Origin of the sequence: Arthrobacter sp. 92 (assembly GCF_050260325.1) — a bacterium.
Classification (GTDB): Bacteria; Actinomycetota; Actinomycetes; order Actinomycetales; family Micrococcaceae; genus Arthrobacter.
The window spans coordinates 331,455-345,822 of the sequence record NZ_CP189863.1; the positions used below are offsets into that span (position 1 = coordinate 331,455).

Annotated in this window: 14 protein-coding genes; 12 read left to right on the forward strand and 2 right to left on the reverse strand. The window is 66.7% G+C overall.

The annotated features are described in order from the left end of the window. Positions 1–41 precede the first annotated feature (41 nt). The 11 genes from ftsH (at position 42) to ACP4XC_RS01590 (ending at position 10,752) form a co-directional block, all read left to right on the forward strand. Positions 42–2,108 (forward strand): ATP-dependent zinc metalloprotease FtsH, encoded by a 2,067-nt coding sequence (ftsH, locus tag ACP4XC_RS01540; protein ID WP_427173135.1) that lies wholly within the window; start codon positions 42–44, stop codon positions 2,106–2,108. 9 nt (positions 2,109–2,117) lie between these two features. Then, the gene (folE, locus tag ACP4XC_RS01545) at positions 2,118–2,762 is read left to right on the forward strand and encodes a GTP cyclohydrolase I FolE (RefSeq protein WP_427173136.1); all 645 of its coding nucleotides are present in this window, start codon (positions 2,118–2,120) and stop codon (positions 2,760–2,762) included. Positions 2,763–2,773: 11 nt separating this feature from the next. Further along, the gene (gene folP, locus ACP4XC_RS01550; protein WP_427173137.1) at positions 2,774–3,709 is read left to right on the forward strand and encodes a dihydropteroate synthase; all 936 of its coding nucleotides are present in this window, start codon (positions 2,774–2,776) and stop codon (positions 3,707–3,709) included. A 13-nt stretch (positions 3,710–3,722) separates the two neighbouring features. Then, positions 3,723–4,082: a dihydroneopterin aldolase gene (folB, locus tag ACP4XC_RS01555; RefSeq protein WP_427173138.1), complete on the forward strand. Its 360-nt coding sequence runs from the start codon at positions 3,723–3,725 to the stop codon at positions 4,080–4,082. Continuing rightward, a complete protein-coding gene (gene folK, locus ACP4XC_RS01560; protein ID WP_427173139.1) occupies positions 4,079–4,630 on the forward strand; it encodes a 2-amino-4-hydroxy-6-hydroxymethyldihydropteridine diphosphokinase in 552 nt (183 codons plus the stop codon). Before folB ends, folK begins: the two co-directional genes overlap by 4 nt. Before the next feature lie 2 nt (positions 4,631–4,632). Beyond that, on the forward strand, positions 4,633–5,160 hold the full coding sequence (locus ACP4XC_RS01565; RefSeq protein WP_427173140.1) for a DUF3180 domain-containing protein: 528 nt from the start codon (positions 4,633–4,635) through the stop codon (positions 5,158–5,160). Continuing rightward, positions 5,141–5,653 (forward strand): PH domain-containing protein, encoded by a 513-nt coding sequence (locus tag ACP4XC_RS01570; RefSeq protein ID WP_427173141.1) that lies wholly within the window; start codon positions 5,141–5,143, stop codon positions 5,651–5,653. The genes ACP4XC_RS01565 and ACP4XC_RS01570 overlap by 20 nt, the downstream gene beginning before the upstream one ends. A 17-nt stretch (positions 5,654–5,670) precedes the next feature. Beyond that, positions 5,671–7,302 carry a PH domain-containing protein gene (locus ACP4XC_RS01575; RefSeq protein ID WP_427174978.1) on the forward strand — a complete coding sequence of 544 codons (1,632 nt, stop codon included), beginning with the start codon at positions 5,671–5,673 and terminating at the stop codon, positions 7,300–7,302. After that, a complete protein-coding gene (locus tag ACP4XC_RS01580) occupies positions 7,295–8,215 on the forward strand; it encodes a Rossmann-like and DUF2520 domain-containing protein (RefSeq protein WP_427173142.1) in 921 nt (306 codons plus the stop codon). Before ACP4XC_RS01575 ends, ACP4XC_RS01580 begins: the two co-directional genes overlap by 8 nt. A gap of 1 nt (position 8,216) precedes the next feature. Beyond that, the gene (locus ACP4XC_RS01585) at positions 8,217–9,143 is read left to right on the forward strand and encodes a 4-phosphopantoate--beta-alanine ligase (protein ID WP_427173143.1); all 927 of its coding nucleotides are present in this window, start codon (positions 8,217–8,219) and stop codon (positions 9,141–9,143) included. A gap of 130 nt (positions 9,144–9,273) precedes the next feature. After that, on the forward strand, positions 9,274–10,752 hold the full coding sequence (locus tag ACP4XC_RS01590) for a DHA2 family efflux MFS transporter permease subunit (RefSeq protein ID WP_427173144.1): 1,479 nt from the start codon (positions 9,274–9,276) through the stop codon (positions 10,750–10,752). Positions 10,753–10,907: 155 nt separating this feature from the next. Here ACP4XC_RS01590 and ACP4XC_RS01595 read toward each other — a convergent pair whose 3' ends face one another. Then, a complete protein-coding gene (locus ACP4XC_RS01595; protein WP_427173145.1) occupies positions 10,908–11,741 on the reverse strand; it encodes an alpha/beta fold hydrolase in 834 nt (277 codons plus the stop codon). A 67-nt stretch (positions 11,742–11,808) separates the two neighbouring features. Next, positions 11,809–12,741: an alpha/beta fold hydrolase gene (locus ACP4XC_RS01600; RefSeq protein ID WP_427173146.1), complete on the reverse strand. Its 933-nt coding sequence runs from the start codon at positions 12,739–12,741 to the stop codon at positions 11,809–11,811. Between the two features lie 92 nt (positions 12,742–12,833). Between ACP4XC_RS01600 and lysS the strand changes: the two genes are divergently transcribed. Beyond that, positions 12,834–14,366 carry a lysine--tRNA ligase gene (gene lysS / locus ACP4XC_RS01605; protein ID WP_427173147.1) on the forward strand — a complete coding sequence of 511 codons (1,533 nt, stop codon included), beginning with the start codon at positions 12,834–12,836 and terminating at the stop codon, positions 14,364–14,366. Positions 14,367–14,368: the final 2 nt, after the last annotated feature.

Sequence of the window (14,368 nt, forward strand, 5' to 3'; positions counted from 1 at the left end):
GTGCAGCACTACCAGGAGGGACGGGGTCAGCCCCCGATCAGATGAAAGCTAAGAATTTCTTGAAAGGCCCGGGCATCTGGATCGTCGTTGTCATCGGCATGCTCCTGCTGGCCTTTGCCACCCTCGCTCCCGGTGGTGCAACCCGGATTGACACCCAGCCGGGTCTTGAACTTCTCGCCCAGAGCGGCAAGGTGGAGCAGGCCAAGATTTTCGACGCCGAGAACCGCGTCGATCTGGTGCTCAAGGACAACCTGGTTATCGACGGACAGGACAAGGGCAAGAATGTCCAGTTCTTCTTCGTCAACGCCCGCGCGGCGGACGTGGTGAAGGCCGTGACCGATGCCAAGCCATCCAAGGGCTTCACCGACCAGCCAATTGAAAACAACTGGTTCTCCGGGCTGTTCTCCCTGCTGGTGCCCGTGCTGCTGCTCGGCGTCCTCTTCTGGTTCCTGCTCTCCCGGATGCAGGGCGGCGGCTCCAAGATCATGCAGTTCGGAAAGTCCAAGGCCAAGCTGGTGAACAAGGACATGCCGCAGGTGACGTTCGGCGATGTTGCCGGCGCCGATGAAGCGGTGGAAGAGCTCCAGGAGATCAAGGAATTCCTCCAGGAACCGGCGAAGTTCCAGGCCGTCGGCGCCAAGATCCCCAAGGGTGTGCTGCTGTACGGCCCTCCAGGCACCGGTAAAACCCTGCTGGCCCGGGCGGTCGCAGGCGAGGCAGGCGTCCCGTTCTTCTCCATCTCGGGTTCGGACTTCGTTGAGATGTTCGTCGGTGTGGGCGCCTCCCGCGTCCGGGACCTGTTCGAGCAGGCCAAGGCCAGCTCGCCGGCCATTATCTTCGTTGACGAGATCGACGCCGTGGGCCGTCACCGTGGTGCCGGGATCGGCGGCGGCAACGATGAGCGCGAGCAGACCCTCAACCAGCTCCTGGTTGAAATGGACGGCTTCGACGTCAAGACCAACGTCATTCTTATCGCGGCCACCAACCGTCCGGACGTCCTCGACCCGGCGCTGCTGCGCCCGGGGCGTTTCGACCGCCAGATCTCCGTTGAGGCGCCGGACCTCGTTGGCCGCGACCAGATCCTGCACGTCCACGCCAAGGGCAAGCCCATGGCTCCGGGAGTGGACTTGAAGGCTGTGGCCAAAAAGACCCCCGGGTACACCGGTGCCGACCTGGCCAACGTACTCAACGAGGCGGCCCTGCTGACCGCACGTTCCAACGCGAACCTGATTGACGACCGCGCCCTGGACGAGGCCATCGACCGTGTGATGGCCGGCCCCCAGAAGCGCAGCCGCGTGATGAAGGAACACGAGCGCAAGATCACTGCGTACCACGAAGGCGGCCACGCACTCGTTGCGGCTGCCCTCCGGAACTCCGCGCCCGTCACCAAAATCACCATCCTGCCCCGCGGCCGTGCCCTCGGATACACCATGGTGGTTCCGGAAAACGACAAGTACTCCATCACCCGCAATGAGCTCCTGGACCAGATGGCCTACGCCATGGGTGGCCGTGTGGCCGAGGAAATCGTCTTCCACGACCCCTCCACCGGCGCGTCCAACGACATCGAAAAGGCCACTGCAACCGCCCGCAAGATGGTCACGGAGTTCGGCATGAGTGAGCGCGTGGGTGCCGTCCGCCTGGGCCAGGGCGGCGGCGAGCCCTTCCTGGGCCGGGACGCCGGGCATGAGCGTAATTACTCGGACCAGATCGCCTACATTGTGGACGAGGAAGTGCGCCGCCTGATCGACCAGGCGCATGACGAGGCCTACTCCATCCTTACTGAGAACCGCGACATTCTGGACTCCCTTGCCCTTGAGCTGCTCGAACGGGAGACCCTGAACCAGGCCGAAATCGCGTACATCTTCACCGATATCCGAAAGCGCGATTTCCGTGAAGTGTGGCTCTCCAAGGAGACCCGTCCGGTCCAGTCCGCCGGACCGGTTGAGTCCCGCCACGAGAAGGCCGAGCGCGAGGCCCAGGAGGAAGCCACGGAAGCCAGGCTGGAGGAGCCGCTGGACAGCCTGCCGCCCCATCCCCAGGGCGTGGCGGAGCAGGATGTGTTCGGGGGCGGCGTCACGGACGTCGGTGCCGACGGCCAGCACGGCTAAGCTTTTGATGTGAATCATTTCGACGACGACGACGTTTCCGCCACCGCCGGCTCTTTCGAAGACGACTCCACCAACCGCCAATCCGGCGCCAAGGTGGACCGCCCCCGGATTGAGGCGGCGGTGCGCGAGATCCTGCTTGCCATCGGGGAGGACCCCGAACGCGGCGGTCTTCTCGACACGCCCAAACGGGTGGCCAAGGCCTATGCCGAAATGTTTGCCGGGCTGCACCACGACCCCGCCGAAATCCTGGGCACCACCTTCGACCTTGAGCACGAGGAACTGGTCCTCGTCAAGGACATCCCTTTCTACTCAACCTGCGAGCACCACCTCGTGCCGTTCCACGGCGTGGCCCATGTGGGCTACATTCCTTCGCACGAAGGCAAGGTGACCGGCCTGAGCAAACTCGCCAGGCTGGTGGACATCTACGCCAAGCGCCCGCAGGTGCAGGAGCGCCTCACCACGCAGATCGTCGAAGCGCTCGTGACATACCTCAAGCCCCGCGGCGCCATGGTGGTGGTCGAATGCGAACACCTCTGCATGTCCATGCGCGGCATCCGCAAGCCCGGTGCCAAGACAGTGACCAGCGCCGTGCGCGGTCAATTGCATGACCCGGCCACCCGCGCCGAAGCCATGAGCCTCATACTCGGAAGGTAATCAAACAGACTATGGACTCCCTCGCTGCAGCCCCAGGAACCGGACCCGCAACCAGCCCCCTGCCCATTATTCGCAAGCCGCGGCCGGCAGCGAGGTTCGCAGACCTTCCCGCGGACCGCACGCTGGTGATGGGCATCCTGAACGTGACGCCGGATTCCTTCAGCGACGGCGGCACACACCCCACGCCGGACACCGCCATCGCGGCCGGCCTCCGGATGTTCTATGCGGGCGCCGACATCATCGACGTCGGCGGCGAGTCCACCCGTCCCGGGGCGGCGGAAGTCAGCCCGGAAGAGGAGCAGCGCCGCGTCCTGCCCGTGATCGAAGCGCTGGTGAAGGCCGGCGCCCTGGTGAGCGTTGACACCACGCATGCTTCCACCGCGGCCGCAGCCCTGAAGGCCGGCGCCGCCATCATCAACGACGTCTCCGGGCTGACCATTGAACCGGAGATGGCGGAACTCGCCGCCCGCACAGGAGCGCCCTACGTTCTTACCCACCGCCGCGGTGATGCCAAGACCATGAACTCCCTGACCGAGTACGGCGACGTGGCACAGGACGTGGCCGCCGAACTGATGGGCGTCCGGGACAAACTTTATGCGGCGGGCGTGGCCCCCGAACAGATCATTATCGACCCGGGCCTGGGCTTCTCCAAGACGGACCAGCAGAACTGGGAACTCCTCAAGAACATGGCTCCGCTGGAAGCCCTTGGCCACAAGATCCTCGTCGGAGCATCCCGCAAACGCTTCCTCGGCACCCTCCTGACCGTGGCCGGCAAGGCCGCCGCACCGCAGGAACGCGACCACGCGACTGCCGCCATCACCGCCATCAGCGCCGCCCGCGGCGCATGGGCTGTGCGCGTGCACGATGTCGGATCCAGCCTTGACGCCGTCAAGGTGGCGGCGCGCATGAGCCGGCCGCAGCTCGGCGACACCCGCACCACCAACTAGGCAGGCGGCCACGATGGACAGAATCACGCTGAGCGGTGTTACCGCCCTCGGCCATCACGGGGTGTTCGATTTCGAACGCCGCGACGGCCAGCCGTTCATCGTTGATGCCGTGCTGCACCTGGACTTCACCAAGGCCGCCGCGTCAGACGATGTGCTGGACACCGCGCACTACGGCGAGGTGGCCGGACGCATCACGAAGTGGATCACCGGCGAGCCGATGAACCTCATCGAGGCGCTGGCCGTGCGGATTGCGGAGGATCTCCTCCGCGAGTTTCCGCTCGCGGCGGTGGACATCACCGTGCACAAGCCGAAGGCTCCCATCGAGGTGGAGTTCGGCGATGTCTCCGTCAGCGTCTACCGGGAGCGGTCATGAGCCCCCTGTCGCAGAACGGACCCTACGCCCGGGCCGTGCTGGCCCTCGGGAGCAACCTCGGCGAGCGGAACGACACCCTGTCCACCGGCGTCGCGGACCTCGTCGACCGGCCGGAGGTCCGGCTGATCGCGGTGTCGCCCGTAGTCCAGACCAAGGCGGTGGGCGGCCCCGTGGGCCAGCCGGACTTCCTGAATATGGTCATCATCGTGGAAACCTCTCTGACGCCGCTGGAGTTGCTCCGGCATTGCCAGGCGGTCGAAAACAAACACCTCAGGGTGCGTGAGGTCCGGTGGGGTCCGCGCACGCTGGATGTGGACATCATCACGTACGGCGACGTCGTGAGTTCCGACTCCACCCTGACGTTGCCGCATCCACTCGCGGCGAAGCGCGCCTTCGTGCTGTACCCGTGGTCGCTGGTGGAACCGGCGGCGGTGCTGAACGGCGAAAAGATCAGCGAGCTGGCCGTCAAGGCTGCCGACTTCCCTGACCTGGCGCCCTTTGACGGCTTCGGCGACTTTGATGGCGTCCCCACTGCCGGAGCGGTGTAGCCGTGAAACCGGTCAATCCGTTCCTGCTGGTGGTGGTGGGCCTGCTCCTGGCGGTTGCGGGCTGGTTCGCCACCGTCATGGCCGGCCGTTACAGTCTGTCCACCCCGGTGCTGCCGCCCACGGGGCTGGTGACCATGGGCGTGATCGTGGTCCTGACCCTGATCCTGGGGATCCGGGTCCTGCGCTGGCGGAACGGCAAGAAAAAGAAGATGCTGAACCCGATCCTTGCCGCCTGGACGCTGGTCCTGGCCCAGGCCTGTGCCTATACCGGCACCGTCCTGCTGGGCTGGCACGCCGGGATCTTCCTGGATCTGTTGCGGATCTGGAGCTTGCGGAGCGATCAGGGCATCACCTGGCTTGCGCTGGCCATGGCAGGCGGCGGGCTGGCCATGATCATTGTGGGGCTGGTGGTGGAGCGGTTCTGCCGGATTCCGCCGGAAGATGGCGACGCCGATGGAGCCACGGGATTGCCGGGCAGGGGTGCCCGCAAACCTAAGGGGGAAGGCGAATATGCCTACCGAGGCGATTGATCCGCCGGGAATCACCTGGCAACGGGTTTCACCCAGGTATGTGGCCGTCCGGGTGGCCGAGTGGGCCTTTGGCAACCTCATCGTGATCGTTGTGCTTTCATTGCCGCTCGCGCTCTCGCTGGCGGGCCTGTGGGACTGGCTGCCGCTCTGGCTGGCCGTGGCTCTCCCTGGCGTCATGCTGTTGGCCGCTCTCTGGCGCCTCGTGCTCATTCCGCGCCAGGTTAAATCGATCGGGTACGCAGAACGCGACGACGACCTCCTCATCCGGCGCGGCATCTTCTTCCAGCGCACGCTGGTGGTTCCCTACGGCCGCATGCAATACGTGGACATCGGCGTAGGCCCGGTGGAGCGACCCCTCGGCCTGTGCACGCTCAAGCTGCACACGGCCTCGCCCGGCACCAACGCCGAGATCCCGGGACTGCCCAGCGGAGAAGGCGCCCGCCTGCGGGAGCAGCTTTCCGCCCGCGGCGAGGCCCGTCTGGCCGGGCTGTGACGGCTGGCAACGCTGTGATGACGGACGCCGCGGATCCCGGGCACGGCATGCCGGAGGGGCCATTAACGGGAACGCGCGACGGCGGCTGGAGGCGCGTTCACCCGGCCTCCCCGTTCATCCGGGGCTGGGTGGCGCTTGCCGCGATTGGCTTCTTCTTTGGCCGGGACGCCTTCGAACGCCTGTTGCGGGGCGAATCACCCGTGGACGAGCTATACACGGGCCAGGCCCCGTTCCTGCTGCTTGGCGGCGGACTCGTGCTCCTGGCGACGGTGTTGGGATACGTCACCACGTGGTACTTCACCCGCTACCAGGTGGCTGAAGGCTATGTGAGGGTCAACACGGGGTTCCTGTTCCGGCAACAGCGGCAGGCCCGGCTCGACCGCGTGCAGGCCATTGATATCGTGCAGCCCTTGCTCCCCCGGCTCCTGGGCCTTGCCGAGCTCAGGTTCGAAGTGGCCGACGCCGGCGAATCAGCGGTTCGGCTGGCTTACCTTCGCATCGGGGAAGCCACTGGCCTGCGGGCCACCATACTGGCCAGCGCGGCCGGGCTCCCGCCCGACGCGGAACGTCCTCAGGAGGCCGCCCCCGAGGCGCCGGAAAACGTGGTGCTGGCCGTCCCGCCGTCGCGCCTGATCGGTTCGCTGCTCCTGAGCGAGCAGAGCTTCTTCGTGGTGTTGGGCGGCGTGGCGTCGGTGGCGTTGTCCGCCCTGACCGAAAGCCGGGCCTTCATCCTGTATCTGATCCCGGCGGTGTTGGGCCTGGCCGCCGCGTACTGGGGCTCGTTCAATAAGGGTTACAACTTCACCGCGGCCATTTCCCCCGATGGCATCCGGCTGCGCTACGGGCTCCTGGACACCCAGGCGCAGACCCTTCCCCCGGGCAGGATCCAGGCGCTCAAGGTGATCCAGCCGCCGCTATGGCGGATTTTCGGCTGGTACCGGATGCAGGTCAACGTTGCGGGCTACGGCGGTCCCGGCAACAAGGGCGAAGGCGCGGCGCGGACAACCCTGCTCCCGGTAGGCCAGCTCCGGGATGTGATGTCCATGCTCGCGCTGGTGCTCCCGGACCCCGGCACCCCGGACCCCACGGGCGTCTTCACCGCCGGACTCAACGGACTCGGCGGACCTGGCAGCCCGGAGGACGACGGCGGCTTTGTCACCACTCCACGGCGTGCGCGGATTCTGGCCCCCCTCGGCTGGCGGCGCAACGGCTTCACTGCCACCGGTACTGCGCTGCTTATCCGCTCAGGCCGGCTGTGGCGCCAACTCGTGGTGGTCCCGCATCAGCGCACCCAGTCAATGGCTTTGGAGCAGGGGCCATTGGCCCGTCGCTTCCGGGTCGCGGACCTGGTCCTGCACACCACGTCCGGGCCGGTGTCGCCGCGGCTTATTCAGGCGGATCTGGATGAGGCCCGGGCCCTGCTCGACGCTCAAGCCGCCCGGGCCCGCGCCGCGCGGAAGCGCCAAACGAGCGAGCACTGGCTGGCCATGGTGGCCGTCCGGCAGGCCGGGCCCGACAACGGGCCGCGAAGTGAGCTGCGACGACCAGGACCGCCACAACCAGACCTGCAACGACAAGAACTGCCACAACCAGACCTGCACCGACAAGAGCTGCAACCAACGGACAAGGAAGGCCAAGCCCATGGCTAAACCAGGACGCCTCGGCGTTGGGATCATTGGTGCCGGCAAGGTGGGCGCCGTGCTCGGTGCGGCCTTGCGCGCGGCCGAGCACGCCGTCGTCGGGGTTGCCGCCGTGTCGGATGCGAGCCGCGAACGCGCGGACACCCTGCTGCCCGGTGTTCCCGTGCTTGACGTGCAGGACATCGTTGAGCGGTCCGAACTGGTGCTGCTGGCCGTTCCCGATGACGCCCTGGGCGGTTTGGTGGAGGGACTCGCCAAGCTCGGAGCATGGCAGCCCGGGCAGCTCGTGGCCCACACCTCAGGCCGATTCGGCGTGGGAATCCTCCACCCAGTGCGCGCCGCCGGAGCCGTCCCCCTGGCGCTGCACCCGGCCATGACCTTTACGGGCATGAGCCTGGACCTCACCAGGCTCCTGGACTGCACCTTCGGGGTTACGGCGGACGCGGCCATGCTCCCCATCGCCCAGGCCCTCGTTGTGGAGATGGGAGCCGAGCCGGTGGTTATCGCCGAAGGTGACCGCACTATCTATCACGCGGCGCTGGCGCACAGCTCCAACCATCTGGTCACCCTCGTGGCGCAGTCCTCTCAGCTCCTGCGGGAAGTGGGCGTGGAAGCTCCCGAGCGCATGTTGGGGCCCCTGCTCCGGGCCACCCTTGAGAACGCGCTCGCCTCCGGGGAATCCGCCCTCACCGGGCCGGTTGCCCGCGGCGACGTCGGCACCGTGGCAGCCCACGCCGAGGCACTGCGGGAGCACGACGCCGGTGCCGGCGGCGATATTCTGGAGGCCTACCTGGCCATGGCGCGGGCCACCGCGCGGAGGGCCGGCAGCCGCGGGCTGCTGAAGCCTGACCAGCTGGACGGGATCCGCAGCGCACTTAGCGGCACAGACGAGGACGGGCCACAGGCCACGGAAGGACACTGACATGGCGATCAAAGTTGTCACCACGGCGGCGCAGCTGCGGGCCGAAAGCGCGCGTCTGCTCGTGGAAAAGCAGGGAACGTCCCAAGGGCTCGTTCCTACCATGGGCGCCCTTCACGAGGGGCACGCCACGCTGGCCCGCACGGCCGTGGAACAAAACGACGTTGTGGTGGCCAGCATCTTCGTCAACCCGTTGCAGTTTGGCGAAGCCGCTGACCTGGAGCGTTATCCCCGGATGTTGGATGCCGACATAAACCTCCTTGACGCCGAGGGCGTGGACCTGGTGTTCGCGCCGTCGGTTGAAGAGGTCTACCCCGGAGGCGAACCGCTGGTGCGCGTCACCGCGGGACGGCTCGGGGAAAAATGGGAAGGTGCCTCCAGGCCGGGGCATTTCGACGGCGCCCTGACGGTGGTGGCGAAGCTCCTGCACTACGCGTTCCCGGGCGCGGGGGTAGCGGGCACCAGGGCCTTTGTCTCCGGCGGCGCCGGGCTCCCGGCCTATCGGGCCTACTTCGGGCAGAAGGACGCCCAGCAGCTGACCCTCGTGCGGCGCATGGTCTCGGACCTGAATTTTCCGGTGGAGATCGTGGCCGTCCCCACGGTGCGTACCGCCGACGGACTCGCCTTGAGCAGCCGCAACCGCTTCCTCTCCGAAGAAGAGCGTGAGGCAGCCTTAGTGCTCTCACGCGCGTTGAGGCTGATTGAGCAGCGTGCCAACTCCCACGAGCCACTGGACCTTGAATCCGCCCAGGCGCTCGTGGAGTCCCAGCCCTTGGTGGGACTTGACTACTTTGATGTGGTGGACCCGCGCACGTTGGAACCGCTGGCCGAAAACTGCAAGGACACCCCATTCCGTGGCGAAGGACTGGCCATCATTGCGGCCAAGGTTGGCCCGGTCCGCCTGATCGACAACCTTCCCCTGGACTCCTGACCCCGGGCCAGCGTCGCCGGAAAAAGATTTGATCCAACGACGGGAATTACCCCGCCGTATACACTGTTTGGATCTGTAGCAGCGCCTTTCGCTGGCCTCATCCCAGTCAAAACCTCCCGAGGGAATCGCCATGTCCACAGACGTATCTTCAACTGCCCCGGGCGATCCAGCACAGGCCCGAACCGCAACGCCAGCCACAGTGCCCGCTCCCGCGAAGATGTCCCGTGAATCGGTGACCATCATCGTCACGCTGCTGGTGGCCACGTTTGTGGTGATCCTCAACGAGACCATCATGAACGTGGCCCTGCAGCGGCTGATGGTCGATCTGCGGATCGACGCGCCCACGGTGCAATGGCTGTCCACCGGTTTTATGCTCACCATGGCCGTGGTCATCCCCACCACCGGGTTTATCCTGCAGCGGCTCTCCACCCGCGCCGTCTTTATGCTCGCGATGGGCCTGTTCTCAGGCGGCACGCTTCTGGCGGCGCTTGCTCCGGGCTTCGGCATTCTGCTGGTCGCCCGCATTGTCCAGGCCGGCGGCACCGCGATCATGCTTCCCCTCCTGATGACCACCATCCTCACCCTGGTGCCGGTGGAACGCCGCGGCGCGGTGATGGGCAACGTAAGCATTGCCATCTCCGTGGCTCCGGCCATGGGCCCCACGGTTTCAGGCCTGATCCTTGAACACTTTTCGTGGCGGTTTATGTTCGTCTTCGTCCTGCCGATCGCCCTCGCCGCGTTCGCCATCGGGGCCAGATTCCTGACCAACATCGGCGAAACCGAGAAGACCAGGCTCGATGCCCTGTCCGTCCTGCTGACGGTTCCCGCATTTGGCGGCCTGGTGTACGGCCTCAGCCAGATCGGCGGCGGCACAGCGGGCCCAGGCGCGCCCGCGTTGGGCGCGCTGGCGCTCGGGCTGGTGGCGATGGTGGCGTTTGTGCTGCGACAGCTCAAACTGCAGAGAGCCGAGGCTCCGCTGCTGGATCTGAGGGCGTTCAATTTCCGAATGTTCACGGTGTCGGTGCTGCTGCTGGTGGTGGCCATGATCGCCCTCTTCGGCGCGGTGATCCTGCTGCCCCTGTACCTGCAGGAAATCAGGGGCCTTAAGTCGCTGGAGACCGGGCTGGTCCTGCTCCCCGGCGGCCTGTCCATGGGACTGCTGGGCCCGTTCATCGGCCGCCTGTTCGACAAGGTGGGCCCGCTGCCGCTGACCGTCACAGGCTCGGTAATGATGGTGCTGTCGCTGTGGCAGTTCTCCATGCTGGATGCCGGGACCCCGGTCTGGTGGATCGTGGCCTTGCACGTGGCCCTGAGCCTGGGCCTGGCGCTCCTGTTCACTCCGGCCTTCACCACGGGCCTGAACCCGCTTCCGCCGCACCTGTACTCTCACGGCTCGGCCATCATGAGTACGCTGCAGCAGGTGGCCGGCGCCGCCGGAACCGCGCTCCTGGTGTCGATCTTCGCCGTGGTGTCCGCCGGCGCGGGGGTGGTAGCGGGAATGCATGCCGCGTTCTTGACCGCGGCTGTCATAGCCGTCGCCGCCGTCGTGCTTTCCGCGATGATGCGCAAGACCGCCGGGGCGCAGCACCCGGCACCCGCAGCCCACTAGCCTCCCCGCAACTTAAGCGCGAACGGACACTTAAGCTCCCTTTAGCCGGGTGCCTAAGTGTCCGTTCGCGCTTCCGGCGGGGCTTAAGTGTCCGTTCGCGCTTCCCGCGGGGCTTAAGTGTCCGTTCGCGCTTCCCGGGGGCCGCGGACCCGGGATCAGCCTGCGAAGAAATCGCTTAGTTCGCTGATGAGCTTCTCCGGTGCACGGATGGCGCCGTCGTGGCCGAATCCGGGCAGGATGGTGTAGCTGGAACCGGACAGCACATCGTGGATCTGTCCACAGGCAACGCCGAAGTAGGCCGGGCTCTTCTCGCCCACGATGATCAGGGTTTCGAGCGGCAGGGCCAGGAACGGCTCCGCCGGCATGTCCGCGGCGATGATTGCTTTGATCTCCCGTACGCCGGTCTTCATCAGTTCGCGCATCTGCTTGCCCACCGGGGTTCCGGCGGTGAGCTTGTTGGCCAGGGTGAGCATGGACAGCGGCATGCGGGAGAACGCGCCGCCGGTCTCCATGCCCCGGACCAGGACGGCGAGGGCGCGGTCGTCGTCTCCCGCCGCAGTTGCGCGCTCGTATTCCGGCGTCCAGTCTGCCTTGACGCTGTGGTTCACGGAGACGGCGGGATCGTATACGGCCAGCCGTTCCACCGGCAGGGACCGGGCCGCGTGCAGGGCCACGGCGCCGCCGAAGCTGTGTCCGAAGACATCGGTGCTGGCGGTGTGCTTCATCACGGCGTCGAGGTCGCGGATATCCACGTCCAGCGTGTAGTCCTCCGGCTGGGGGGATGATTCGCCGCGCCCACGCCGGTTGAAGGTGTGCACGGGGCGGCCCAAGGCTGCACTGAGCTTCTGGGCAAAACGGGTGTAGTCGGCTGCGGTCACCATTGAGGCCTGTACAACGACGACGCCGGAGCCTGCAGGGGCCAGTTCGGCTCCCGTGGTGAATAGCTCCAACGTTGCGCCGTCCGGGGTGATGATGTTCTCGCGGGTCATGTTCCGAGCCTACCTGTGGCGGCTGGAACCGCACAGCAGGAGGGGCTTTGTCCCAGTCGTCGGAGGCCTACCGGAACCGGCGCCCAAGTGTGGGGTGACGGGTGCGGACGCGCCTTGGCTGCAGGCCGAGGTCGCCGGCAAGGAACCTGGCCGTCGTCAACGCCAGCCTCGTCCCGGGCCGGAGTGGGCCCTCGTGCAGCTGCCCCGGCACCAGCGCGAACTCGATTGCGGGGACCGCCGCGGCCAGCTGGCGTCCGGTCTCCGCAAAATAGTCAGGACTCCAGCCGCCGCTCAGCATCAGGGTGGGCGTGGTGACCCGAACAAAGTCGTCAATCTCGGCGTCGGCATCGAGCACGGCCCGCATTTCGGCCACAGCGGTGGGCAACAGCTGCCGCATCTCCGCGCCCAGGGTGGTCCGGGCGGACACGATGCTGAGCATGCGCAGGGCGCCGAGCGGCAGCCGCGATACCGGCCCGGCAGTTTCCAGCCCTTGGACCAGGTGGGCCCACGCGTGGTCCAGTTGGCCCGCGGCAAGTGAAACCTCCAGCTCGGGGCGCCACCGCTGGTTGAGGCTGCCGGAGAGCGACACCGCGGCGTCGTAGGTAACCATCCGCCGGATCGGCATGGTCCGGGCGGCCTGCAGCGCCACAAAACCGCCGTAGCTGTGGGCCACCACGTCCGTGGAGCCGGTTTCGCGGAGCACCGCAGCGAGGTCGCTGACCTCGGTGGCCGCCGAGTAGCCCGCCGGCTGAGGCGAGGACCCTGCCCGGCCCCGGCGGTTGTAGGTGTGGACCGGCCGGCCCAGCAGCCTGCCGAGTTTTGCCGCGAACGGCCGGTAGAGGGCGTCGGTCACCAGGGTTCCATGCACGACGACGACGCCGGGCGGCAGTGCCGCTGCACGGTCGCCTTCAGCCTCATTCCGAGCCGTCAGCTGCGGCCTGAAGCTGTGCACCTCAAGGTGGCCTTCGCCGTCGTCCGTGTCCACAGTCCGCGTCTCCACAGCCCCGAGTCTATGCCTCCCTGCTGATTGAGGTTTGGAGGGCATGCCGGGCTGGGAAGCCGCGGGCGGAACTCCCGGTAAACTTAGGGATTGTGACTTCCCAAAACACTCCCTCCCAGCCCAATGCCGCCGAGCCCGCGGACGCCAGCGAGCAGATGCGCATCCGCATGGAGAAGCGCGCCAAGCTGATTGAACGCGGCGTCGAGGCGTATCCGGTCGGGGTCGAACGCACGCACTCCTTGAGTGAGATCCGGGAAAAGTACGCCCACCTGCAGGCTGACGAGACCACGGGGGACGTGGTGGGCGTGACCGGCCGCATTGTGTTCATCCGCAACACCGGCAAGCTGTGCTTCGCAACCCTCCAGGAGGGCGGCACGGACGGCAAGGGCACGCGCCTTCAGGCGATGCTGAGCCTGGCCAACGTGGGCGAGGAGGCACTGGCGGAGTGGAAGGCGCTGGTGGACCTCGGGGACCATGTCTTCATTAAGGGCGAGGTCATCTCCTCCCGCCGCGGCGAGCTGTCCGTCATGGCCGATTCGTGGTCTATGGCCTCCAAAGCACTGCGCCCCCTGCCGGTCCTGCACGCCGGGCTCAACGAGGAAACGCGTGTCCGGCAGCGCTACGTGGACCTCATGGTCCGCGACGAGGCCCGCGAGATGGTCTACACCCGCGCCGCTATCACTCGATCCATCCGCGAAAGCCTGCACCGCCGCAACTACGTGGAGGTGGAAACCCCGATGCTCCAGCTGGTCCACGGCGGCGCCCTGGCCCGCCCGTTCGAGACGCACATGAACGCGTTCGACCAGAAGATGACCTTGCGCATCGCCACCGAGCTGTACCTCAAGCGTGCCGTGGTGGGCGGAATCGACCGCGTCTACGACATGGGACGCGTTTTCCGCAACGAGGGCGTTGATTCCACGCACAGCCCGGAATTCACCACGCTGGAATGCTACGAGGCCTGGGCCGACCAGTTCGTTATGGCCGACCGCATCAAGGAGATCATCCTCGACGCCGCCGACGCCGCCGGCGTGGGCCGCATCCTCCAGACGGACGCCGGCGAGATCAACCTCGACGGCGACTGGGCCTGGCTGGCCGTGTACCCCGGGCTTTCCGACGCCGTGGGGCAGGAAATCACGCCGGACACCACCGTGGAGGAACTGCGGGCCGTCGCGGCAAAGCATGAGGTCAAGGTGGACCCCAAGTGGGATGCCGAGAAACTGGCGGTTGAGCTTTTTGGCGAAATCGTTGAGCCCACGCTGCTGAACCCCACGTTTGTGTACGACTACCCGCCGTCCGCCCAGCCGCTGGCACGCCCCCACCGCGAGGACGACCGGCTGATCGAAGCCTGGGACCTCATCATTGGTGGCATGGAGCGGGGCACGGCGTTCTCCGAGCTCATCGATCCCGTCATCCAGCGTGAGCGTCTCACGGAACAGTCCCGCCATGCGGCGGCCGGCGACGTAGAGGCCATGCAGTTGGATGAGGACTTCCTCCGCGCCCTCGAGTACGGGGCTCCGCCGATGGGTGGGATCGGACTGGGGATCGACCGCCTGGTCATGCTCTTCACCGGGGCAGGCATCCGCGAGACCATTCTCTTCCCGCTCCTCAAGCCCGAGGGACACTGACC

What these genes read in the sequence shown, in the direction of transcription:
- ftsH (WP_427173135.1), top strand. Translation starts at nt 42, where the DNA reads ATGAAAGCTAAGAATTTCTTGAAAGGCCCGGGCATCTGGATCGTCGTT.
- folP (WP_427173137.1), top strand. Translation starts at nt 2,774, where the DNA reads ATGGACTCCCTCGCTGCAGCCCCAGGAACCGGACCCGCAACCAGCCCC.
- folB (WP_427173138.1), top strand. Translation starts at nt 3,723, where the DNA reads ATGGACAGAATCACGCTGAGCGGTGTTACCGCCCTCGGCCATCACGGG.
- folK (WP_427173139.1), top strand. Translation starts at nt 4,079, where the DNA reads ATGAGCCCCCTGTCGCAGAACGGACCCTACGCCCGGGCCGTGCTGGCC.
- ACP4XC_RS01570 (WP_427173141.1), top strand. Translation starts at nt 5,141, where the DNA reads ATGCCTACCGAGGCGATTGATCCGCCGGGAATCACCTGGCAACGGGTT.
- ACP4XC_RS01575 (WP_427174978.1), top strand. Translation starts at nt 5,671, where the DNA reads ATGACGGACGCCGCGGATCCCGGGCACGGCATGCCGGAGGGGCCATTA.
- ACP4XC_RS01580 (WP_427173142.1), top strand. Translation starts at nt 7,295, where the DNA reads ATGGCTAAACCAGGACGCCTCGGCGTTGGGATCATTGGTGCCGGCAAG.
- ACP4XC_RS01585 (WP_427173143.1), top strand. Translation starts at nt 8,217, where the DNA reads ATGGCGATCAAAGTTGTCACCACGGCGGCGCAGCTGCGGGCCGAAAGC.
- ACP4XC_RS01590 (WP_427173144.1), top strand. Translation starts at nt 9,274, where the DNA reads ATGTCCACAGACGTATCTTCAACTGCCCCGGGCGATCCAGCACAGGCC.
- ACP4XC_RS01595 (WP_427173145.1), bottom strand. Translation starts at nt 11,741, where the DNA reads ATGACCCGCGAGAACATCATCACCCCGGACGGCGCAACGTTGGAGCTA.